Here is a 21,400-nt window from a genome sequence, read left to right on the forward strand (position 1 = left end):
AGAAAAATTCCATGTCTTTCGGCAAACGCTCAGCAAACGCATTAAAGCCAGCGCCTAGTCAGGCGCCGGCACCGAAGCCGTCTGCGGCTACGCCGCCGCCAGCTCAGAAGCCGGCCGCGGCGCCGCCGCCGTCGGGGGCACCGAAAACGCCCCAGAAGCCTGTCGCGCTGAAGCCGCCTCCGGATATGGAAAGAGAGCGTGTCCACCGCGTGGATACCCGCTCTGAAGAATACTACTCGACAAAGACGACGATCTTCAACGCGCTGATCGACACGATCGATCTCGGCCAGCTGGCCCAGCTCGATGCCGAAAGCGCGCGCGAGGAAATCCGCGACATCGTCGTGGAGATCATCAGTATCAAGAATGTTGTGATGTCGATCTCCGAGCAGGAACACCTGCTCGACGATATCTGTAACGACGTTCTCGGCTATGGCCCGCTTGAGCCGCTTCTGGCTCGCGACGACATTGCCGATATCATGGTGAACGGCGCCGACACGACATACATCGAAGTCAACGGCAAGATCGAGCGGACCAATATCCGCTTCCGAGACAATGCCCAGCTGATGAACATCTGTCAGCGCATCGTGAGCCAGGTCGGCCGCCGCGTCGATGAAAGCTCGCCGATCTGTGACGCGCGTCTCCTCGATGGCTCTCGTGTGAACGTCATCGCCCCGCCCCTGGCGATCGATGGGCCGACGCTCACCATTCGTAAGTTCAAGAAGGACAAGCTGCGTCTCGCTGATCTTGTGAAATTCGGGTCGATCTCGGAGGCCGGCGCGGAAATCCTCCGCATTATCGGTCACTCGCGCTGTAACGTGCTCATTTCCGGCGGTACCGGTTCAGGTAAGACGACGCTGCTCAACTGTCTGACGGGTTTCATTGATCCGACGGAACGCGTCATCACCTGCGAAGACTCCGCCGAACTCCAGCTGCAGCAGCCACACGTGGTACGCCTCGAAACACGTCCGCCGAACATTGAAGGGTCTGGCGAAATTTCCATGCGCGACCTCGTCAAGAACTGTTTGCGTATGCGCCCAGAGCGGATCATCGTTGGTGAGGTCCGTGGCCCTGAAGCATTTGACCTTCTCCAGGCCATGAACACCGGTCACGACGGCTCCATGGGCACGCTGCACGCCAACACCCCGCGCGAAGCCCTCAGCCGCGTCGAATCCATGATCACCATGGGCGGCTTTTCGCTGCCTGCCAAAACGATCCGCGAGATGATCGTCGGTTCAATTGATGTTGTCGTACAGGCCTCGCGTCTGCGCGACGGGTCGCGCCGCATCATGCAGATCACCGAAGTCATGGGCCTTGAGGGCGATACGATCATCCTTCAGGACATCATGAAATTCGAGGTCGAAGGCGAAGACGATGATGGCCGCGTGACAGGCCGTCACCGCGGCACCGGTATCGGCCGTCCGCGGTTCTGGGATCGTGCGTCCTACTTCAACATGGAGCGCGACCTCGCCAAGGCGATCGATGCGCTGGATACCTGATGCTCGGCGGCGATCTCCTCATCTTTCTCGTTGCCGGTCTCGCTTTCGTGGCGCTGGCCGGTATCGGCCTCGCGCTCACCGGGGGTGACACTGACAACCCGGCACGGCGGGCACGCCAGCTTGCGGAAGGCAAAACGGGCGGCAAGGGAAACCAGAAGCAGGACGCTGCCTCTCAGCGACGCCGCCAGACACAGCAGATGCTGGACAAGCTGCGCGAGCAGGATGAAGCGCGCCGCAAATCGCTGGTGCCGCAGGATATACAGGGCAAGCTGCTCCAGGCCGGCCTCGACATCAAACCTGAAACCTTTTGGGCGCTTTCGGCTGTGCTCGGCGTCGCTCTGGCAATTGTGACCTTTATTTCGGGCGCAGAAGGCCCGCCGCCAATAGCCGGTATCGAGATCAAGTCGCGCCCCGCCATGATTATCGCGGCATCGGTCGCTGGCTTTCTTGGTATTCCGCGCTGGATCATCGGCTTCCTGACAAAGCGTCGCTACAAGAAGATGACGGCTCAGTTCGCTGACGCCATCGACATCATCGTGCGCGGTGTGAAGTCCGGTCTGCCTCTGACTGAATGTCTGCGCATCATCGCCAAGGAAAGCCCGGCGCCCCTCGGCACGGAGTTCAAGACCCTCACCGACAACATCCAGATGGGCATGACGACCGAGCGCGCGCTCCAGCAGCTCTACAAGCGCGTCCCCCTGCCAGAGGTGAACTTCTTCGTCATCGTGCTGACCATCCAGGCCAAGTCGGGCGGTAACCTGTCCGAAGCGCTCGGCAACCTCTCCAAGGTGATCCGCGAACGCAAGATGATGCGCGAGAAGATCAAGGCCATGTCATCGGAAGCCAAGGCATCTGCCGGTATCATTGCCTGTCTTCCCTTCGCCGTCGGCTTCATGGTCTTCATGACAACGCCCAGCTACATCATGGAACTGTTCATCAAGCCGACCGGTCACACCATCCTGTTCATGGGTGTGGGCCTCATGATCACAGGCGTGACCGTGATGCGCAAAATGATCAGCTTCGATATCTAGAGGGGAGGGACCATGATCGACTTCATCTCCTCCCTGACCCAGCCAGCCACGCTCGCTTCCGTGCTGGCGGCCGTTGCGATGTTTGCCACCATCCTGTCCGTGGGCATGCCGCTGCTGAAGGGCGACAAGCTTGAGACGCGTCTCAAACAGGTCACCACACAGCGCGAACGCCTGCGCCGCGCCAACCGCGACGCGCTGGAGCGCCGCGGTCTCAAGAAGGATAATTCCGGCAAGATCAGTGAAATTACCGGCAAGCTGAACCTGCAGAAGATGCTGGAAGATCCGAATGTCGAGCAAAAGCTCGTCCAAGCAGGTCTGCGCGGGCCGCGTCCGCTCGCCATCTTCTATTTCTGCCGCTTCGTTCTGCCTATGGCGATGGCACTGCTCGCCTTTGTCTACATCTTCCTCGTCAACGATATGGGCCTCAACCCGCAGATGAAGATTGGCGCGATCGTCTTCGGCGCGGCAGCCGGCTTCTACGCGCCCAACCTCTACGTCTCGAACATTGCTCAGAAGCGCCAGCAGTCGATCATGCGCGCTTTCCCGGACGCGCTCGACATGCTGCTCATCTGTGTCGAGTCCGGCATGTCGATTGAGCTGGCCTTCGCAAAGGTCGGCGGTGAGATCGGGGCAGCGTCTCCGGATCTTGCCGAGGAATTCCAGCTCACCACGGCAGAACTCGCTTACCTGCAGGAGCGTCGCACCGCTTACGAAAACCTCGCCAAGCGGACCGGCCATGAAGGCGTGAAATCTGTTTGTCTCGCCCTGATGCAGGCCGAACGCTACGGGACGCCGCTCGGCGATGCGCTCCGCACCATGGCCAAGGAAAACCGCGACATGCGCATGTCCGAGGCCGAGAAGAAGGCCGCCGCCCTGCCAGCCAAGCTGACTGTGCCGATGATTCTGTTCTTCCTGCCGGTTCTCTTCCTCGTCGTGCTCGGTCCAGCCTACATCAAGTACTCAGAGATGCAGGCCCAGAACCAGATCAACACGGATGTGAGATAGCGGCCTGAGGCCGGGCGCCCGCTTCAGACAATTTGTGAAACGAGAATGATAGCGAGGCTGCTGTAGGGCTTTGACCTGCTACAGCACTCAGCGGCTGCTGAGGGATCCGCGCAGCTGCGGCACGCCGCGGCGTTCCGGCTCGCGCGGCTCTGGCGTGTGCTGGACCTGCGGGGCAGGGGTTTCAACTTCATCCCTCACCAGCGCCTCATAGTTGCGAGCGGGTGCAAGCAGACCGCGGATCGTGGTCACATTTGCGTCCATCGTCCGCGTCGGTGCATGCGGGTCGGCGGCGCGCATCGCGTCGAACTCGCCCTGCAGCCCAAGGATCAGCGCAAGGTTCTGACGCACGCGCCCATCGGCATCAGGCAGGTCATAAGCCTTGCGCAGCTGCGCCTCAGCCCCTGCAAGATCGCCCGTCAGGGCCAGTGACAGGCCGTAATTGGCGAGTGTTGACGCGCGCGCAGGATCAAGCTCCAGGGCGCGCAGATAAGACGTCTGCGCATCGGCGTGCCGCTCCAGCCTGTCAAGCGCCAGGCCAAGGGCGGCGTGTGCCGTCGCTTCCTGCGGCGCGATCACGCTCGCCTGAAAAAATGCCTCCGCTGCTTCGCCGACGCGACCTTCACTCATCAGCGCCCGGCCCATGATCAGCTGTAGCTCGGCAGATTGCGGATGGGCTGGAATGGTGCGGGAGAGGACGTCGATGGCGCGCTCGTGGCTGCCAATCTCGCGCAGCACGCGTGTAAACTGGATCGTGGTCTCGAGGCTGCTCGGGTCCTTGCGGAACTCCCCCGCCCAGAAGTTCGCACGCGTCAGCGCATCGGCCCTCTGAACCTCGGCAATCTCTTCTGGCGTCGCTGGCGCAAGCTCCTGCTCATAGGCCGCCTGCAGCGTCGCCTCCGCGTTTGCCGTGCTTTCGCTTGCACCGGTCGAGGCGCACGCTGAGGCAAACATCAGAACACAAAGAGAAACTGGATAAAGAGCTGCGCGTTGGACAGACATCGGGCAATCTCCCGCCAAACTGATTCACGCGGCGACCTTGCGCGCCCAAGCCTCAAGGATCAGTTAACTGAGATGTTGATTGCCTTAACCAGTTAGACCTTCGGAGTATCGATAACCCATGCACAAAGCGTTCACTGCCAGCGCCGACAGCCCCGCCCGCCTGCACCTGTTCCGGTCCGGTGACTGGAGTGAAGCTTCCGCCGGTCTTTCCGACGCCATCAAGGCGCAGGCGAAAGCCCAGGGCTTCAAGGGTGGCAGTGGAGACATGGTCATTGTCGCCAGCCCGGAAGGGGAGATCGCCGACGTCCTGTTCGGCCTCGGTGAGACGTCCGACGCGCTGGCTGTTGCGGCCCTCTCTGGCAAGCTACCGGCAGGCGATTACGAAGTTGCGCGCGATGGCGGCATGCCAATGGCAAACATTGCGGCAGGCTGGGCCGATGGTGCCTATCGCTTTGATCGCTACCTGAAAGACAAGGCTAACCCGCCGCGTCTCGTGGTTGGCGATGGCGGCGATGCCGAAGCGCTGGATCGCGAAGCTGACGCGATTGCGCTCCTTCGGGACCTCATCAACACGCCGGCCCAGGATATGGGCCCGGCCGGCATCGAAGCTGCGATCCGCGTGCTGGCCGAACAATACAGCGCTGATCTCTCGGTCATCACGGGCGACGATCTGCTCAAAGAAAACTACCCCATGGTGCATGCGGTGGGCCGCGCAGCGCCTGAAGCCCCACGCTTCATGGAGCTTTCCTGGGGCAATCCGGACCACCCGGAACTTGCGCTCGTCGGCAAGGGCGTCGCTTTCGACACGGGCGGGCTGAACCTGAAACCCGGCGCTGGCATGAAGCTGATGAAAAAGGATATGGGCGGCTCGGCTCATGTCATCGCGCTTGCCAAGCTGGTAATGAGCTCAAACCTGCCGGTCCGGCTGAAACTCTACGTTCCGGCCGTCGAGAATGCGATCGGCCGCGATGCCTTCCGCCCAAGCGACATCCTGCAGACCCGCAAGGGGCTCACGGTCGAGATTGACAACACCGACGCAGAAGGCCGTCTCATTCTTGGTGATGCGCTGACCCGCGCCTGCGAAAGCGACCCCGACCTCCTCGTTGATTTCGCCACGCTCACTGGCGCGGCACGCGTCGCCCTCGGCCCGGACCTTGCGCCCTTCTATACAGATGACGGCGATCTGGCCGACGCGATCACTGCCGCTGGCGCTGTCTCTGGCGATCCAGTCTGGCGCATGCCGCTCTGGGACCCCTACAAATCCATGCTGAAAAGCTCGGTTGCCGACATCCAGAACTCTGGCGGGCGCTTTGCGGGCTCTATTACCGCAGCAATCTTCCTCAAACAGTTCGTTGAGGCGCGCCGCTGGGTGCATCTCGATGTCTGGGGCTGGCGCCAGTCGAAATTTGGCCGCCCTGAAGGCGCCGCCGCCTGTGGCCTTCGCGCAATCTGGGCAATGCTGCGCACACGTTATGCCTGACATGGCGGGGCAGGGGGGTGAACGCGCCCTCCTGCCTTGCATAAGAACAAAATTCCTGCTTCATAGCGAAATTCGATAATATCAGGAGTTTTTCTTCATGCGCGTCAAGCTGTCAGCGACTGCCACCGCCCTAGCCCTCATCCTTGCTGCCTGTGGTGAGACTTCAGCGCCTCAACAGGGCAACAACCCGGAGGCGGGCGCCGAGACGACAGAAACGGCCGCCGCGACCGATGCAGAGATTGAGGCAGAAACTGCCCGCCTGAATGCATGGTTCGACGAGAAGTACGAAGAACAGGTCATGATGAGCCCGATCCAGCTCACTTTCCTGGGCCGCAAGGAACGCAATGACGAAATCGACGACATGTCATATGAGGCCGCGCAGGAGCAGCTCCAGTGGCGCCTCGACACGCTTGCCGAGATGGAAGCCAATTTCGACTATGACAAGCTGACGCCAGAGGCCAAGAATTCCTGGGACATCTGGAAGTACCAGACCGAGCAGGCCGAAGAAGGCATGGAATACTTCTATAACGGCTTCACCTTCGACCAGATGAACGGCGCGCAAAGCTTCCTGCCAACTATCCTTATCCAGTTCCACCGCGTCGACAATGAAGCCGACATGGAAGCCTACATTTCGCGGATCAGCGAAGGCGCCCGCGCCGGTAACCAGCTTCTGGAAATCGCCAAGGAAAGCGCAAGCCGCGGCGTCGAAACCCCAGACTTCGCGCTCGAAGGCGTGATCGACCAGTCCCGCAAGGTCATCACCGGCGCGCCGTTCACCGACGGCGAGCCGTCCGATCTCTGGGCCGATGTCCAGATGGAAATCTCCAACCTTCAGGAAGCCGGCGAGATCGACGGAGCCCGCGCTGAAGAGCTGATGACGGCGGCCGAAACCGCGCTGACCGAAGACTTCCAGCCCGCCTATGAGAACCTCATCGAATGGGCCGAGGCGGAGCTCGCGGACGCCCCGGCAAACCCGACCGGCCTCACCTCACAGCCGGGCGGCGCAGAATACTATAACTACCGCCTCAAAGTCTCGACGACGACGGACCTGACCGCCGACGAGATCCACGAGATTGGCCTTGAAGAGGTTGAGCGCCTGCAGGGCGAGATGGAAGCGGTGAAGGAAGAGTTCGGCTTCGATGGCACGCTGCAGGAATTCTTCGTCTATCTGCGTGAGAACACCGACGACCGTGAGCTCTATTACGAGAACAATGACGCGGGCGCTGACCAGTACATCGCCGATGCCACCGCTGCCATCGACAATATCGAAGGCCAGCTGCCGGAATATTTCGGCATCCTCCCGCAGGCTGATCTTATCGTGAAGCGTGTCGAAGCATTCCGTGAACAAGACGGCGCCGCCCAGCACTACTATCCCGGCACACCAGACGGCTCGCGCCCCGGCACCTATTATGCTCACCTCTCCGACATGAGCTCCATGCCGAAGCGTGAGCTGGAAGTGATCGCCTACCATGAGGGGCTTCCGGGCCACCACATGCAGATTTCCATCGCGCAGGAACTGCAGGACATCCCGCAATTCCGCACGCAGGCTGGCTTCACCGCCTATTCCGAAGGCTGGGGCCTCTATTCAGAGCGTCTTGCCAGCGAGATGCCGGGCACCTTCCAGACGCCTCAGTCTGAGTTTGGCCGTCTCGGCTCTGAAATCTGGCGCGCCATCCGCCTCGTCGTGGATACCGGTCTCCATTCCAAGGGCTGGACCGAGCAGGAAGCCTGGGAATACTTCACCGAGAATGCCGCCGTCACCGACCAGCAGGCCCGTTCTGAGATCCAGCGTTACATCGTGATGCCGGGCCAGGCGACCGCCTACAAGATCGGCATGATCAAGATCCTGGAACTGCGCGAAAAGGCACGCGAGGAACTCGGCGACGATTTCGACATTCGCGGTTTCCACGACACCATCCTCGGCGGCGGCGCCCTCCCGCTCGAACTGCTCGAGCGCCGCGTCGACACCTGGATCGAAGACGTGAAGGCCGGCGACGCCCCTGCGGTAGAGCCGACCGGGTCCGAGGCTGAAGCCGAAACGATGGAATTACAGGAGTAGGTTCACGCCTTCTGCGCCCTCATCCTGAGCAAAGTCGAAGTACGCGGGAGAGACGCACAAAGCAAAAGCCCCGCAGCCATGCTGCGGGGCTTTTTTACTGCTGGTCTCAGGTGTTTGGTCCTAAGCGTACCCAACCCAACCATGCCAGGTGAAAGCCGCGTAGAACTGCTCCACATCGCGGAAGCCAGCCTTGCGAAGGATGTCGATATCTTCGTCCGGCGGTATCATGACATCGGCCGCAGAAACCGCGGCGCGGGCCATTTCGACCTTTTCGGCTGGCGCGCCAGAGGACTTCGCAAAGGCGGCATACAGGTCCAGCCAGGTATCGCGCTTCTGGCTTTCGGGGGGCAGACAGGCATGCGCCACCACGAACGGAGCGCCCGGTTTCAGTCTCCGGCGAACGGCCTCTTCCGTTCGCTGGCGCTCACCCGGCGCAAGAAAGTGAAGCGTCAGAAGGCATACAGCGCCGTCGAACGGCCCTGCAGTCGCATCGTCGATATATCCCTCGACCAGTTGCACACGGTGGGCATCCTCGCCCAGCGTCCTGCGCGCCAGATCCAGCATCGGCCCGGCCGGGTCGACGCCTTCAAATGTCCAGCCCGGGCGTTCGGCAAGTGCCTTCAGTTCCAGACCCCCGCCAGCGCCAAGAACGAGGATGCGCGCGTCGGCTGGCACGACCTCCTCAAGCAGGATCGCCACCATCCTGTGCAGCGCTTCGAGCCCCGGCGTGAACTGCATCGGCCCTGACTGATAGGCAGCGACGGCCTCGGCATTTGTGAAAGCTTTCAGGAATGGGTTTTCCTCGCCGCTCACTGGTTTGGCCTCATCGCCTCTGGTGTTTCGTGATGGCGGTGCCAGCGTCTGATGTGCGCTGTAGCCAACAGAAGCGCGCCCGCAACTGTCACGGGCGCTTCAACACAATGCAGCGGCTCGAGGAAGGCTGCACCGATCAGGAGGGCGAGGCCGGTTCCAGCGAGCAGGATGAAGGCATTTGTCGCACAATCTTGAAACGGGCGGGTCATGGCAAACGCCGTTACTGGCAAAGCCGAAAGCGCAAAGATCTGGTGGACCCATTCCTGCTCGGCCCACAGTCCTGCCAGCGGCAAGGCGACAGCAAGGGCCGGCAGGGCAAGGCAATGGATCAGGCAAAGCCCTGAAAGCGTGATCGCAGACGCATCCAGCATGCGATTGGTGAGGGTAGAGGACATCGGCGCTCCCACAGTATACAGAAGCCAGCTTACGCCAGCGGGAGCTGATCATTAAATGTAATAGTATAACAATACAAGTGCCAATTTGTGAGCGCCCCAGACCTACGGATTGGCGGCGTCTGGCTCCTGCAGCTCCTTGGCCTTCATCGCTTCGGTGATGTGATCTGCCAGAAGCCGTGCCTTGCCTTTCAGCTTGCCGCCTGACCAGACCACATTCAGCGGCAGGGCTTCAGCCTCCCAGTCCGGTAGCAGGCGTGCCAGCTGGCCTTCGCGGACTTTCTCACAAACCAGCCAGTCCGGTGCGAGGATATAGCCGAGCGCGTCCTGCGCACATTGGATCAGCATGTCGCCAGAAGACGCGCGAAAGCGGCCGGCGGCCCGCAGACTATCAAGCGCTCCCGTCTCCCTGTTCGCAAGCTCCCACATGGCGGCGCCGGCCTGCTGTCGAAGCGACAGCGCCTCATCGGCGTTAAGCTCGCTTGGGCGGGTCACGGATTTCTGCTGGGCAATATAGATGGGCGATGCCCAGAGCTTTCGAGGGGTAAGCGCAATTCGCTTCGCCATCAGGCTGGAATCGGCAAGCTGGCCTAGCCGGAAGGCAAGGTCGACGCCCTCCTGAACGATGTCGGTATAGGAATCGTCGGAAATCACATCCAGCGACAGGTCCGGATAGCGTCGCATGAAGCTCGCCAGCGCGGGTGCGATCACCACACGCGACAGCGAATGCGGCACGCTGATGCGCAGCTGGCCGACCGGCTCATTGTCGAGCCCGCGCACTTCTGCCTCTGCCGCCTCGAACGCGTCGAGGATGGATTTTGCCCGCGTATAGAATGTCTGGCCAGCTTCAGTGAGACTTAGCGCGCGGGTCGTGCGCAGGAACAGGTCCGCGCCAAGCTGGGCCTCGAGGTCCTGAATGCGCCGGGAGACGGTTGGCTGTCCAATCTCGAGGTCAGCGGCCGCCTTGGAGAAACTCCCCGTATCGGCAACCCGTATGAAGAGCCGCATTGCGTCCAGCCTGTCCATCGCCGCTCGTCTCCATCTTGCCCGCGCGCCCCTCCATATAGGCACATGCCTTCCGTAACGCGAGGGCCGGGCGGACCGAACCCATCACGGCCTGGTTCACCCTTTCGTGACGCGCCGTCACGCAGGCGTCATTCGCTGTCGCGAGACTTCGCCTATACCTCTTCGCCATCACAGACGGCAGGCCAAAGGGGGCGCACAATGCTGGACCGTATCAAATCATTCGCACCGCACATTATCGCGGTAATCGCATCGCTCGTCTTCCTCGACAGCCTGCGCTTCAAATTCACCAATGCGCCGGAGACGCAGGTCATCTTCGGCAAGCTCGATGCCTGGGCAGAAAGCTTCGGGGCAGGGGGCCTCTTCGCCCAGACGGGCCTCTTCAGCCAGTATGTCATCGGCACGGCAGAGCTGGCGGCCGCCGCGTGTCTTCTCCTCGGAATCCTTCCCACCCTCCGACGCCTTCAGGGCCTTGGCGCGCTGATCGCCTTTGCCGTGATGAGCGGCGCGGTGAACTTCCACCTCTGGACGCCGCTCGGCATCGACCCGAACAATGATGGCGGCGGGCTCTTCTTCACGGCCTGCGTCGTGCTCGCGACCTCGCTTCTCCTCATCTTCGTCCGCCGCCGCGAAATTGCCGCCATTGCGGGCGGTGTCGCCGCTGCTCTGACGGGGCCTGCGCCGTCGCTCACCACCTCGAAAGGTTCAGCCCAATGATCAGACACGCCGCCGCCGCGCTCATGCTCGCCACAGCTGGCGTCGCCTTCGCCGCGCCCGCCCATGCCGACAAGGCGCCGGTCTATACCGGCACTTTCTCCAACACCGCCGTCGAAGGTCACGACCCGGTCGCCTATTTTACCGAAAGCCGCCCCGTTAAAGGCAGCCGTGATTTCCGGACCGAGTATCAGGGCGCAGAGTTCCGCTTCGAGAGCCAGGAAAACCTCGACACTTTCCACGCCGATCCGGAAAAATATGCCCCACAATTCGGGGGTTACTGCGCCTGGGCCGTGTCCGAAGGCTATACCGCAAAAGGCGACGCAGACCACTGGGCGATCGTCGATGGAAAGCTCTATCTGAACTACGACAAAAAAATTCAAAACCGCTGGGAACAAGACCGCGAAATGCACATTGTTAAGGCGAATACGAACTGGCCGGAGGTTCTGAAGTAACAAGGCAAAATTCCCTCCTCCCCTCACCCCAGCCTTGTCACTTCCGGCTCGAAGACCCCGCACCTCCCCCTCAGTGCGGGGTCTTCCTCGTTTCAGCGCCCGGTTTTTCGCGCCGCTCCCCGACGCCCATAAAGAAACGGTCAGACCCAAAGGCCTGACCGCTCGATCAACCGCTCAATTGGCGACCCGCTATTTGCGCAGGATCACCCAGACCGCGTGGATGATGCCCGGCACATAGCCGAGCAGGGTCAGCAGTATGTTCAGCCAGAAGTGCAGGCCAAGACCCACCTGCAGGAACACGCCCAGCGGCGGGATCAGGATGGCCAGAAGAATGCGGATAACGTCCATAATGGGGTCCCTCGTCTAAAAACACACAAACGCCAGCTCAGGCATCTCGTTCCGGCGTGTCTCTATAAGCCGCTCACCCCCGCGCAGGCGGGGGTCTCAGCCAGTTATGGCGCAACGACTGCCTCACGAGATCCCCGCCTGCGCGGGGATGAGCGGTTTAAGAAAGCACCCACGTTGGCGTCACGTCTTCCTCCCCCGTTCACGGGGGAGGTGCCCGGCAGGGCGGAGGGGGCGAACCACCAAGCCTACCCCTCCCGCTCGGCCCATTCTTTCATGATGTGGTGCGCCACGGCGAAGGGCGGGGGCGCGAACATCTCCTCATGCTGGCCCGCCAGCACACGGCGGATCTCCTCGCGCGAGAACCAGCGCGCGGTCTCCAGCTCATTCTTGTCGACGGCGATCTCGTCGCTCTCGGCCGGCAGGATCAGCCCGATCATCAGGGACGACGGGAACGGCCAGGGCTGGCAGAACAGATATTCGGTCTTGGCCGGGTCGCAGTGGATGCCCGCTTCCTCATGCACCTCGCGCGCGGCCCCCTGTTCCAGCGTCTCGCCCGGCTCGATAAAGCCCGCCAGACAGCTCCACATGCCCTTCGGCCACATCTTCTGACGGCCCAGCAGGCACTTGTCGCCCTTCACGGCCAGCATAATGGCGACCGGGTCAGTGCGCGGAAAGTGCTCGGCCGTGCATTCGGTGCAGGCCCGCTTCCACCCGGCTTCAGCGCGCACGCTCTCTGCCCCGCAGCGAGAGCAGAAACGGTGCGAGCGATGCCACTCAAACAGTGACCGCGCCGTAGAGGCGAGGTTGGCTTCCATCTCGCTCATCAGCGCCATCGCCTGGCGAAAATCGGTAAACTCCCCCGTCCCGGCGATCAGCGACGCCTCGACATCAAAGTCCCCCGGCATCTCCACCGCGAAGACGGGCGTCTCATTCTTGTCGAGGCCGAGAAAGAGCGGCTCACTTTCCGGCGCGAGCTTTGCCGCCTCCGGCCCCAGCCAGACAAGCCCGCCATCCCTGGCCAGCAGCGGCAGGCCCCCCTGCATCAACAGGACAAGCACATCGTCGCGGGCATAGGCGGCGGCCAGCCAGTCAGCATCGGTGCGGTGATGGCCGGCGCGGTCAATCGGGCGCGCGCCGAGCGGGATAAAATCGGAATTGGTCGTATTAGCCATGCACAGACCCCGTCTGGTCTTCTGGAATTTTCGTCCCGCAGGGTGCGGAGTTTTGCCGGTCAGCGAGGCGCAGTTACGCAGGAAGGGCAAGCCCTTTCAAGTGACTGCAACGATACTGGCAGGTAAAAGACCGTGCCTTGCGGGGTGTCCCCCTGCGGCAAGCTGCGGCCATTCTCAAAACGGCGCTCCACTGTCAAAAAATTCCGGAAGACCAGACAGGCAGCATCCGCCCCCTTGTCACCCCGCTTTCAAAACGCGATATGGAGGTCAGGAGGCTGGCGGTGGACGAAGTCCTCGCCAACCGGGTCAGGTCGGGAACGAAGCAGCCCTAACGAGTTTCGCTTCGGGTCACTGTCCAGTCTCCGCTTTATAGCCGATAGAAGTAGCTGTTTCCCTAGTCGCCGGCTAGGTAGGTATTTAGTGGTCGCTTCGAGTCGAAGCGGTCAGTATCCCGCTTTATCACGATTTTTCCGGCGGTGTTTAATCCAAGTTGCCAGTTTCTACGTGTCCAATAGACGCCTTCAGCCTCTTGAATGAGGCGACTGTCGAATATGATTTCTGCTGCGCCGGAGTGGCAGCTTTCATCAGTGACTTGTGCGATGGGGACCGTCTGTTTGTAAATGTACGAGAGTCGAATATCGCTTTCGCTTAGCTTTACAGGCCTAGCAGTTAGCGAATGCGATGTGCCGGAAGTTGATGGTAAGTAAGCCGTTATTCGTACGCTGAATAATGAGGCCCGAATTTCCATCGCTATATCTGTTTCGTTGAGAGAAATTTTCTCCAAGTCCCGCACTGACAGTGTTTTTTCGGTCTCACTTGCTGCCTTGATTTCGGAAAGGCGGGTCCAGTTGGACTGAGTGGTCCCAACCCAAACGCCGTTGATGTCCGGAAAGAGCCAGCTGTTCAGCGCAGGAAGCCATCGCCACAATATTCGCCAAGGAGCCCAATACCAAGAAATGCCAAAAGCGAATGTGAAGCTGGCGAGAATAATCGTCGAAGCCAGTGCGGCTATGCGCCAGCTATTCACCTCTAAGTGAAAATAGCTCAGGGCGGAGAAAAGTATCTCCGTGGCAAAAATCACGAGGGTCAATCCAATCGCCCAGGCCCTTTTCGGCAGTAGCGGGTACATGGATGTTCTCCTTTTGAGCTGGACTCTGCGAAGCCTATATCATAACGTCAAGGTCTATACATAGACTCACTCTGAGCTCGAGGCCCAACATGTATGATTTCTCAACGCAGCTTCGCAATTTTCACGATGGCTATGTTCGGCTCTCTAATACCCAACGTTCTGACATGAGAGATAGACGGCAAAAGAACCTCAATCGTCTGGAGAGTGGCCTTTCTGACCTCTCCAAACCAGAGATTGTCGATGTTATCAATCAAGGCGGTTACGCTCAAAAAACGATGGTGCAGCCGCCTGAGGGAGATGAAGATAGTCGATACGACATCGATCTTGGAGTAGTTTTCGAGGAGGCGGACGCCGCTGGTCCAAGAACCACACGAAATTGGGTAAGAGACGCGATTAGCAAAAAGTCGACGGGGATGAAAAACGATCCCGAGTCGAAGCCTAAGTGCGTTCGGGTAGTGTATGCGGATGGCTACCAATGTGACTTTCCCGTATTCCGCCGCAGCGCGAGTTTTGCAGGATACACTTACGAGCTTTCAGCAGGAGATGATTGGATAACCTCTGATCCCGCTTCGATGAACAAGTGGATAGAGCGCGAAGTTGCTCAGCGGAGTCCCGAGGCAGGCGGCGGGTATCAACTTCGTCGGATCATTCGTTATCTTAAGTATTTGGCGAAAGCCCACGCCTACAGCTCATCAACGAAGTACCCTGGGGGCTTGTTGGTGACCGCGATCGCGATCGAATGTTATCGACCAGAAGATGGCCGCGATGATATCGCACTACGCGAAACACTGAGAGCCGTAGCGAATAAGTCGCAGTACTCGCCCGTCTATGCTGACGGGATTCAAATATCTGATGACAAAGATGTCGCGCGATTAATGAGGCTGATCGATAAGGCTTCCACGCTAGTGCAGCGTTTAGATGAGCTGGATAAAGATGATTCTGACGACCAGAAGGCGCGTGCATCTTGGAAAAAAGTGTTCAAGCACTCTTATTTTGACGAGCCGAGCATCGAAACGAAGTCTGCCATAACAGGAGCTATGGTAGGCTCAGCGCTGGAAAGGCTTGAAGCTGAGGCGAAAGCCCGCCGTGCTGCGGGCCCGCGCACTTCTCCTTGGTGCGATAACTAGTTTGAGCGAGCAGTTATTAACGGACATCAACAACTACATTGATGTCCACCAGAGAGAACTTGCCGCCACTGTCTACAACGGCGCTATCACTGTTAGCGGCAAATTCTGGGTGAAAGTTCAATGCGACCCACTGGAGGCCTACGACGTTCACATCGTCCTGCCAGATGGTTTTCCCTTAAAGGAGCCAATTGTTTTTGAGACAGCGGGCAAAATTCCTCGGACCCAAGAACGTCACATGAATGACGCAGACGGGCATTGCTGTTTAACAGTCTGGGAAGCATGGCTTTGCTCATATCGTCATCCGACATTTGAGCAGTTTATGAACGGACCAGTAGCGGATTTCTTTCTAGGTCAATCGATCGTGGCTCGCGGAGGCGATTGGCCTTTCGCAGAATTGGCCCACGGGAAGCCCGGTATACTGGACGCGTTTGCAACTGCGCTCGCGACCGGTGCTGACCATGTCGAAATTGTGAAGCACTTAAGGCTGTTAGCGATGAAGAAGATCAAAGGGCATCATAGCTGCCCTTGCGGTTCCGGTGTGGCTCTTCGTAATTGCCATGCCGAAAAGATGCGCAAGTTATCAGATGCAATCGATCCAACTCTTGCGGCAGCCATGCTAACTAGAATTCGGAGCTGACGTATCTCCTGGCCAAAGTGGCGGACCCCGCCATTCGGCCATAGCCAGCGAACGACCGTCCGGTTTCAGGCGGTCAAGGCCGCCTAAGGCACGGCTGAAAGCCGCCCGGCCTTGATGGCCTGAAACAGGGCGGTCACTCGACGTTTCCAGAAAAGAACCCACGTCCCGAAGACCCCTGCGCAGGCAGGGGTCCATGGTAGTAGGTTTTAAACAGCGTGCTCCGGTGCTCGTGATGCACCATGGATACCTGCCTTCGCAGGTATCTTCGGAGAGTAAACGCTTTGGCTTCGGGGCCAGAAACAGGGCGGTCAATCGACATCTCAACATAAGAACCAACGCTCCGAAGACCCCTGCGTCCTTCGACAGGCTCAGGATGAGGGGCAGGGGTCCATAGTGGTCCGGTTGAGGCGGTGTGTTTCGGTGCTGGTGAGGCATGCCACTGCCGTGGCCTTCTTCGCTGAAATCAGTCCACCGGACTGTTTTCCGGGCGCTTCGAAGAGATACCTGCCTTCGCAGGTATCTCCGGAAGGTGGGCTACAAAGCCGCTCATCCCCGCGCAGGCGGGGATCTCAGCCAATTGAAGTGCGGACTTTGCCTCACGAGATCCCCGCCTGCGCGGGGATGAACGGACATAATGCAACGCCATTCCCCTCTCCTTGGGGAGAGGGGCCAGGGGTGAGGGGGCAGGTTTGGGCAAAGTGGTTCACTGGCAGTGATGCTCTCAGGGCGCATCCCTTAAACGCAAGCACATCGCTGAACGCCCAGGCCCCCTCATCCCCAGCCCTTCTCCCCGAGGAGAAGGGAGAGCACGTCTCCCATTCCCCTACTGCGCCGCCGCGACCGGGTCGATCTTGTAGAGCCGGCACAGCGGATGCTCGGCGCCGTCATAGAAATAGGCCGAGCCTTCCCAGCCCTGTTGCAGCGGCGCGGCGCAGACCGGGTGATCCAGAAAACTCGCATCCTCCTCGCTGCCGCCAGCAACCTCCCAGTCCGCGACCAGACCCGGAAACGCCAGGCTGAAATCCTCCCACGCGGCCCAGTAAGCTTGCGACCTGAAAACAACCGGCTGCACCTCTGTGCCATAGGAGGCATAGAGCCGGGCGAGGTCTTCGGCGTGAGCATCGCAATCTGGCAGGCCCAGCGCGGTGAAATCGGCGGCCGCCGCCCACGCCTCGAAACAGGCGTCGGCCGGTTTGTAATCAGCATTCTGCTGCCAACCGAGCATCGCAAAGGCCTGCTGGGCACCGAGGCGTTCGATAAGGTCTCTCGCCGCCCTGTCCGCCGCGCTTGCCGCTGGCGCGGCGGGCGACGTTGCGCAGGCGGCCAGCCAAAAAGCAGTGATCAGGTAGAGGATGCGGCGTCTGAACATGAAGCGGCCTCCCGCCACGAAAAACCTTGAGAAGAGAGGCGCGATTGTCCGCCCGCAGGGGTGAAAGTCCAGTGCCTGCGCCAACGTCCCTCAAAAACACCGTGGCTGCACCACCACTACACCGTCTGAAACACCGTCGATGACCCAAAACATCCGCCCCCTCGGCGCCCCGTCTATGGTCGCCATCATGGTCAAGCGCTCCTTCATCCTCAGCACGCTTGCGGTCCTGGAGGTCTGGCTCTGGCCGGTCTTCTTCTGGGACCTGTACCGGCTTGAGGCCTATCTGAAGGCACGCCGCGCCGAAGGCGGTGGACTCGTCGGCTATGCGGTGGCCCGCAATGGGCGGATCTATATCACGCTCGATGTCCGCGAGGACGCAAAGGACCCGTGCGACTGGACGGCCTATGCCGCCCGCACGCCATGGGAAAGACTGGACCCTGATGCGCGCGAAGCGGCCCTTATGGCCCGCGCGGGGGAGGGGTTTGCGCTCTTCGTCCTGATGATGGGTGTGGGCGCGGTACTGGCCGGGCAGGGCGGGGTTATTGCTGGCCTGCCGCAGGTGATTGTGCCGCCATAGTGGGTACGACCCCGCCCTCCGAAGATACCTGCGAAGGCAGGTATACATACTGGAACGTCTCAATCCGCACCCGGACCGGGTCTGCGGCCGCTGGTGCTGGCCCCACCCCGACCCTCCCCAGAGGGGAGGGGGCGCAAACCCCGGAAAGTGAGGCGCTTTCCTGAAAACCCTGCGCGACGCCATCCCCCTCCCCTCAGGGGAGGGTCGGGGTGGGGAAGCGGCTACCCCAACCCTCTCAAAAAATTCGCCGCCACATCCAGATGCTTCTGACGTTTCGCCTCATCCATCTTCTCAGCCATCGATACCATCATGGCCCAGCGGGGATTGCCGCCAAGCTGCTCGCGATTGCGCCAGATCCAGCGCCAGTAAAGGCCATCCCAGATGTCGCACCATTCGCCTTTCTCATGATTGCCCATCTTGCGGATATAGGCTGAGCCGGAGAAGTAAGGCTTCGTCGTGATGCGCCCGCCATCGGCGTTCTGGCTCATCGCATAGGCGTTCGGCACCATGACCCAGTCACAGCTGTCCGCGAACATTTCCATGAACCATTTGTAGATATCGTCCGGGTCGATCTCGCAGATGAACATGAAGCCGCCGAGCACCATCAGCCGCTCGATATGGTGGCAGTAGCCGGTCTTGAGGACGCGTTTGATGACATCATCAATGGGGCCGATCCCCGTCTCACCGGTCCAGAAGCTCTTCGGTAATCTGCGCGTATGGCCCCAATGGTTCGTCGTGCGCATCGGGATGCCGATATCCTCATAGGTCGCGCGCATGAATTCGCGCCAGCCGATCACCTGGCGGATGAAGCCTTCAGCCGAGTTCATCGGGATGTCTTTGGTCTCGATAAAGGCTTTGGCCGCATCCAGCACCAGCTGCGGCGTCAGAAGCCCGATGTTCAGCATCGGCGTGATGGCCGAATGCCAGAGGAGGGTTTCGCCCTCCAGAATGGCGTCCTCATAGGGGCCGAACAGCTCAAACCGCTCATGCAGGAATTGCCCAAGCCAGCTCTCGGCATCCTCATGGCTGGTCGGCCAGTAGAGCGTGTCGAGGGAGCCGTAATGATCCGGAAAGTCGCGCTCCACCGATTTGCGGGCCTCTTCCTCGATCTCGTCTGGAGCGCGGGGGGCAAGCTGCGGGACGCTGTCTCTCAGCTTCTTAGGGACCTTCTTGCGGTTCTCATCGTCAAAGCTCCACTGCTCGCCCTTTGGCTTGTCGCCCTCCATCAGCACATTGAACTGGCGGCGCTGGCGTTTGTAGAACTCCGCCTGGAACCAGGACTTGTTATCATCCCGCCAGGCGCGGTTTTCCCCCGGCGTGTTCAGGAAGAGCGGGGTATTGATCAGCGTCAGCTCTAGGCCTTCAGCCTCGCAATAGGATTTGAGGCGCTTTTCCAGAATGAAATCAGCTGGGTCGCAGGTCATCACCTCATTGAAGCCGGCCTTGGCCAGCCGGGTAATTGTTGGCTTCAGCAAAGGCTTGCCTGCTTCATAGCGGACATATTCGAATTCCGGCTTCAGCCCTTTGAGCCGCTTGGCATATCGCGCCATGCTCGCCCGGTGCAGCCATAGCTTCTGCTTGTGAAAGCGCATGGGATATTGCCGGTCGCCAAAGAACAGCGTGTCCTCGACAAGGCAGATCCGGTCCGGGCGCTTGTCGAGCCCCGGATGGTGGTTAAACAGCTGGTGCGGGAAGATCAGGAGTGCCTTGGTCATCGCTGGCTGGAGCTAGGACGATCGGTTCGCAGGCAAAGGCTGCAAAACCGCCCGCATGCCATTGCCGAGACCCCCGAGTCCCTGCCATTAGTAAGTCATCGATGACTAATGAAACCGACCTCCCCGGCGCCGAAGAGCGCGACGACGCAACCTTCTCCATGTTCGCAGAGGAGGAAGCTGCCCCCGCAAAGGCTGGCGCGTCCTATCAGGTGCTGGCGCGCAAATACCGCCCGAAGCTCTTCTCTGACCTGATCGGCCAGGAAGCGATGGTCCGGACGATGCGCAATGCGTTCGAGTTGAACCGGATTGCCCACGCCTTCATGCTGACGGGCGTTCGCGGCGTCGGCAAGACAACGACGGCGAGGTTGCTCGCGCGTGCTTTCAATTATGAGGGCGAGGATCACCCAGGCCCCAGCCTCAAGCTCGACCCACCGGGGGAGCACTGCAAGGCGATCATGGAGAGCCGCCACCCCGATGTGCTGGAGCTCGATGCCGCCTCCCGCACCGGTGTCGCCGACATGCGCGACCTTCTGGACGGGGTCCGCTACTCGCCCCAGTCGGCGCGCTACAAGGTCTACATCATCGATGAAGTTCACATGCTCTCGACGGCGTCCTTCAATGCGCTCCTGAAGACCCTCGAAGAGCCGCCGCCACATGTGAAGTTCATCTTCGCGACCACCGAAATCCGCAAAGTGCCCGTCACCGTTCTCTCGCGCTGCCAGCGGTTTGACCTGAAACGCCTCGATACCGGCGAACTGGCGGCCCACCTTGGCAAGATTGCGGGCCGCGAAGGCGCAAAGATTTCCGAAGAGGGCATCACACTGATCGCCCGCGCTGCAGAAGGCTCCGTCCGTGACGGGCTCTCTATCCTCGACCAGGCCATTGTGCAGGGCCTTGATGGCGGAGAGATTACCGGCGCGGCCGTTCGCGACATGCTCGGCCTCGGCGACCGGCTCCGCCTGCTCGATGCGTTCGAATACGCTGTCACCGGAAAGGCGAGTGAGGCGGTTAGCGAGATCACGGACCAGGTCCAGATCGGCGCAGACCCGCTAATCCTGATGAAGGATCTGCTGGAGATCGCCGCAGACGTCGCCACGCTTCAGGCGATGGGCGACAATTATGTCCTGCCCGGCCCGTCGGACTGGACGACGCGGACACGGCAGATCGCTGACAGCGTCACCCCGGCGCAGGCCCAGCGCAACTGGCAGATCCTTCTGTCAGGCTATCGTGACACGCAGAGCGCGCCTGAAGCAGACGTCGCCCTGCGCATGGTGATCCTGCGTCTTGTGACGGCGGCAGGCCTGCCTTCGCCAGAAGATGCGGCCCGTATGATCGCTGAAGGCGGCGGCAATAGCGGCTCCAGCGCGCGCGGCAAGGGCGGCAAGTCTGACCCGAACGTCGTGCCCGTCGGCGGCGACCCGGGCGCGCGCCTGTCTAAGTTTGAAGACGTGCTCGATCTTCTGGAGAAAGAGCGCGAGCCTGTCCTCTGGGGCGAGGCGAAGGCCTATATCCGCCCATCCGTTTTTGCCGATGGCACGATCAGCTGCGACCTGAAAGATGGCGCGCCGGTCGATCTGCTGCGCCGGCTCACAGACTTCCTCGAGATTGCCACCGGCCATGAGTGGGATGTCAGCACCAAGCGCGGCGAAACGCCGGGCGAAACGATCAGCGAGCGCGAAGACCGGCTGAAGCGTGAACGGATCGAAGCGGTGAAGGCCGACACGGATGTCGCCGCCGCGATCAGCGCCATTCCCGGCCTCACGATTCTCGACGTGCGCGGCAGCGATACACTTGAAGAGCCCGTCGCGGAGGACAATGTCGTCCCCTTGCGCGTTGCCAATCAAAGGAAAGGCTAGGTT

20 protein-coding genes and 1 other RNA gene are annotated in these 21,400 nt (G+C 60.6%); 12 read left to right on the top strand and 9 right to left on the bottom strand.

The annotated features are described in order from the left end of the window. Positions 1-11 precede the first annotated feature (11 nt). From O4G74_RS05410 to O4G74_RS05420, 3 genes are read left to right on the top strand one after another with little or no spacing between them, the layout of a single operon-like run. Positions 12-1,496 carry a CpaF family protein gene (locus tag O4G74_RS05410; protein WP_419715348.1) on the top strand — a complete coding sequence of 495 codons (1,485 nt, stop codon included), beginning with the start codon at positions 12-14 and terminating at the stop codon, positions 1,494-1,496. After that, a complete protein-coding gene (locus tag O4G74_RS05415) occupies positions 1,496-2,527 on the top strand; it encodes a type II secretion system F family protein (protein ID WP_269401626.1) in 1,032 nt (343 codons plus the stop codon). The genes O4G74_RS05410 and O4G74_RS05415 overlap by 1 nt, the downstream gene beginning before the upstream one ends. A gap of 12 nt (positions 2,528-2,539) precedes the next feature. Next, complete coding sequence (locus O4G74_RS05420) at positions 2,540-3,532, top strand: type II secretion system F family protein (protein ID WP_269401627.1); 993 nt, start codon at positions 2,540-2,542, stop codon at positions 3,530-3,532. A gap of 87 nt (positions 3,533-3,619) precedes the next feature. On the opposite strand, the gene O4G74_RS05425 is transcribed toward O4G74_RS05420, so the two are convergent. Next, entirely contained in the window at positions 3,620-4,531 is a 912-nt protein-coding gene (locus O4G74_RS05425; protein WP_269401628.1) for a tetratricopeptide repeat protein, read from the bottom strand. Positions 4,532-4,649: 118 nt separating this feature from the next. On the opposite strand from O4G74_RS05425, the gene O4G74_RS05430 reads away from it, so the two are divergent. Both O4G74_RS05430 and O4G74_RS05435 read left to right on the top strand, forming a co-directional pair. Further along, positions 4,650-6,011 (top strand): leucyl aminopeptidase family protein, encoded by a 1,362-nt coding sequence (locus tag O4G74_RS05430; RefSeq protein ID WP_269401629.1) that lies wholly within the window; start codon positions 4,650-4,652, stop codon positions 6,009-6,011. Positions 6,012-6,108: 97 nt separating this feature from the next. After that, on the top strand, positions 6,109-8,070 hold the full coding sequence (locus O4G74_RS05435) for a DUF885 domain-containing protein (RefSeq protein WP_269401630.1): 1,962 nt from the start codon (positions 6,109-6,111) through the stop codon (positions 8,068-8,070). 120 nt (positions 8,071-8,190) lie between these two features. Here the strand turns inward: O4G74_RS05435 and O4G74_RS05440 are convergent, their stop codons facing one another. From O4G74_RS05440 to O4G74_RS05450, 3 genes are all read right to left on the bottom strand, one after another. Continuing rightward, positions 8,191-8,883, bottom strand: a complete 693-nt coding sequence (locus O4G74_RS05440) for a class I SAM-dependent methyltransferase (protein WP_269401631.1) — start codon at positions 8,881-8,883, stop codon at positions 8,191-8,193. Next, the gene (locus tag O4G74_RS05445; protein WP_269401632.1) at positions 8,880-9,278 is read right to left on the bottom strand and encodes a MerC domain-containing protein; all 399 of its coding nucleotides are present in this window, start codon (positions 9,276-9,278) and stop codon (positions 8,880-8,882) included. The genes O4G74_RS05440 and O4G74_RS05445 overlap by 4 nt, the downstream gene beginning before the upstream one ends. Positions 9,279-9,380: 102 nt before the next feature. Then, positions 9,381-10,301 (bottom strand): LysR family transcriptional regulator, encoded by a 921-nt coding sequence (locus O4G74_RS05450; RefSeq protein ID WP_269401633.1) that lies wholly within the window; start codon positions 10,299-10,301, stop codon positions 9,381-9,383. Positions 10,302-10,499: 198 nt separating this feature from the next. Here O4G74_RS05450 and O4G74_RS05455 point away from each other — a divergent pair, with 198 nt between their 5' ends. Together O4G74_RS05455 and O4G74_RS05460 are read left to right on the top strand one after the other, a co-directional pair. Next, positions 10,500-11,015 (top strand): hypothetical protein, encoded by a 516-nt coding sequence (locus O4G74_RS05455; RefSeq protein WP_269401634.1) that lies wholly within the window; start codon positions 10,500-10,502, stop codon positions 11,013-11,015. Between the two features lie 23 nt (positions 11,016-11,038). Further along, positions 11,039-11,467 (top strand): YHS domain-containing (seleno)protein, encoded by a 429-nt coding sequence (locus O4G74_RS05460; protein WP_419715366.1) that lies wholly within the window; start codon positions 11,039-11,041, stop codon positions 11,465-11,467. 189 nt (positions 11,468-11,656) lie between these two features. Here O4G74_RS05460 and O4G74_RS05465 read toward each other — a convergent pair whose 3' ends face one another. After that, positions 11,657-11,815, bottom strand: coding sequence for a YqaE/Pmp3 family membrane protein (locus O4G74_RS05465; protein WP_119378831.1), 159 nt, complete (start codon positions 11,813-11,815; stop codon positions 11,657-11,659). A gap of 245 nt (positions 11,816-12,060) precedes the next feature. Then, on the bottom strand, positions 12,061-12,987 hold the full coding sequence (gene nudC / locus O4G74_RS05470) for an NAD(+) diphosphatase (RefSeq protein ID WP_269401636.1): 927 nt from the start codon (positions 12,985-12,987) through the stop codon (positions 12,061-12,063). Positions 12,988-13,257: 270 nt separating this feature from the next. Between nudC and ffs the strand changes: the two genes are divergently transcribed. Next, positions 13,258-13,354, top strand: an RNA gene (gene ffs, locus O4G74_RS05475) — signal recognition particle sRNA small type. Positions 13,355-13,381: 27 nt separating this feature from the next. Here the strand turns inward: ffs and O4G74_RS05480 are convergent. Then, positions 13,382-14,116 carry a hypothetical protein gene (locus O4G74_RS05480; RefSeq protein WP_269401637.1) on the bottom strand — a complete coding sequence of 245 codons (735 nt, stop codon included), beginning with the start codon at positions 14,114-14,116 and terminating at the stop codon, positions 13,382-13,384. A gap of 89 nt (positions 14,117-14,205) precedes the next feature. Between O4G74_RS05480 and O4G74_RS05485 the strand changes: the two genes are divergently transcribed. Continuing rightward, positions 14,206-15,243 carry a cyclic GMP-AMP synthase DncV-like nucleotidyltransferase gene (locus O4G74_RS05485; RefSeq protein ID WP_269401638.1) on the top strand — a complete coding sequence of 346 codons (1,038 nt, stop codon included), beginning with the start codon at positions 14,206-14,208 and terminating at the stop codon, positions 15,241-15,243. 1 nt (position 15,244) lies between these two features. After that, entirely contained in the window at positions 15,245-15,880 is a 636-nt protein-coding gene (locus O4G74_RS05490; RefSeq protein WP_269401639.1) for a hypothetical protein, read from the top strand. Positions 15,881-16,703: 823 nt separating this feature from the next. On the opposite strand, the gene O4G74_RS05495 is transcribed toward O4G74_RS05490, so the two are convergent. Further along, positions 16,704-17,249 (bottom strand): hypothetical protein, encoded by a 546-nt coding sequence (locus tag O4G74_RS05495; protein ID WP_269401640.1) that lies wholly within the window; start codon positions 17,247-17,249, stop codon positions 16,704-16,706. A gap of 139 nt (positions 17,250-17,388) precedes the next feature. Between O4G74_RS05495 and O4G74_RS05500 the strand changes: the two genes are divergently transcribed. After that, positions 17,389-17,826, top strand: a complete 438-nt coding sequence (locus O4G74_RS05500; RefSeq protein ID WP_269401641.1) for a hypothetical protein — start codon at positions 17,389-17,391, stop codon at positions 17,824-17,826. A gap of 221 nt (positions 17,827-18,047) precedes the next feature. Here the strand turns inward: O4G74_RS05500 and O4G74_RS05505 are convergent, their stop codons facing one another. Next, positions 18,048-19,541, bottom strand: a complete 1,494-nt coding sequence (locus O4G74_RS05505; protein ID WP_269401642.1) for a cryptochrome/photolyase family protein — start codon at positions 19,539-19,541, stop codon at positions 18,048-18,050. A gap of 101 nt (positions 19,542-19,642) precedes the next feature. Here O4G74_RS05505 and O4G74_RS05510 point away from each other — a divergent pair, with 101 nt between their 5' ends. Further along, on the top strand, positions 19,643-21,397 hold the full coding sequence (locus O4G74_RS05510) for a DNA polymerase III subunit gamma/tau (RefSeq protein ID WP_269401643.1): 1,755 nt from the start codon (positions 19,643-19,645) through the stop codon (positions 21,395-21,397). Positions 21,398-21,400 lie beyond the last annotated feature (3 nt).

It is taken from the genome of Henriciella marina (genome assembly GCF_027213945.1).
In the GTDB taxonomy this organism is placed as follows: Bacteria; Pseudomonadota; Alphaproteobacteria; order Caulobacterales; family Hyphomonadaceae; genus Henriciella; species Henriciella marina_A.

Bases quoted from the DNA above. Each gene is read 5' to 3' on its own strand.
- O4G74_RS05420 (WP_269401627.1), top strand. From the start codon at position 2,540: ATGATCGACTTCATCTCCTCCCTGACCCAGCCAGCCACGCTCGCTTCC.
- O4G74_RS05430 (WP_269401629.1), top strand. From the start codon at position 4,650: ATGCACAAAGCGTTCACTGCCAGCGCCGACAGCCCCGCCCGCCTGCAC.
- O4G74_RS05455 (WP_269401634.1), top strand. From the start codon at position 10,500: ATGCTGGACCGTATCAAATCATTCGCACCGCACATTATCGCGGTAATC.
- O4G74_RS05505 (WP_269401642.1), bottom strand. From the start codon at position 19,541: ATGACCAAGGCACTCCTGATCTTCCCGCACCAGCTGTTTAACCACCAT.
- nudC (WP_269401636.1), bottom strand. From the start codon at position 12,987: ATGGCTAATACGACCAATTCCGATTTTATCCCGCTCGGCGCGCGCCCG.
- O4G74_RS05435 (WP_269401630.1), top strand. From the start codon at position 6,109: ATGCGCGTCAAGCTGTCAGCGACTGCCACCGCCCTAGCCCTCATCCTT.
- O4G74_RS05425 (WP_269401628.1), bottom strand. From the start codon at position 4,531: ATGTCTGTCCAACGCGCAGCTCTTTATCCAGTTTCTCTTTGTGTTCTG.
- O4G74_RS05495 (WP_269401640.1), bottom strand. From the start codon at position 17,249: ATGTTCAGACGCCGCATCCTCTACCTGATCACTGCTTTTTGGCTGGCC.
- O4G74_RS05460 (WP_419715366.1), top strand. From the start codon at position 11,039: ATGCTCGCCACAGCTGGCGTCGCCTTCGCCGCGCCCGCCCATGCCGAC.
- O4G74_RS05450 (WP_269401633.1), bottom strand. From the start codon at position 10,301: ATGGACAGGCTGGACGCAATGCGGCTCTTCATACGGGTTGCCGATACG.
- O4G74_RS05445 (WP_269401632.1), bottom strand. From the start codon at position 9,278: ATGTCCTCTACCCTCACCAATCGCATGCTGGATGCGTCTGCGATCACG.
- O4G74_RS05465 (WP_119378831.1), bottom strand. From the start codon at position 11,815: ATGGACGTTATCCGCATTCTTCTGGCCATCCTGATCCCGCCGCTGGGC.
- O4G74_RS05415 (WP_269401626.1), top strand. From the start codon at position 1,496: ATGCTCGGCGGCGATCTCCTCATCTTTCTCGTTGCCGGTCTCGCTTTC.
- O4G74_RS05500 (WP_269401641.1), top strand. From the start codon at position 17,389: ATGACCCAAAACATCCGCCCCCTCGGCGCCCCGTCTATGGTCGCCATC.
- O4G74_RS05480 (WP_269401637.1), bottom strand. From the start codon at position 14,116: ATGTACCCGCTACTGCCGAAAAGGGCCTGGGCGATTGGATTGACCCTC.
- O4G74_RS05485 (WP_269401638.1), top strand. From the start codon at position 14,206: ATGTATGATTTCTCAACGCAGCTTCGCAATTTTCACGATGGCTATGTT.
- O4G74_RS05410 (WP_419715348.1), top strand. From the start codon at position 12: ATGTCTTTCGGCAAACGCTCAGCAAACGCATTAAAGCCAGCGCCTAGT.
- O4G74_RS05510 (WP_269401643.1), top strand. From the start codon at position 19,643: ATGACTAATGAAACCGACCTCCCCGGCGCCGAAGAGCGCGACGACGCA.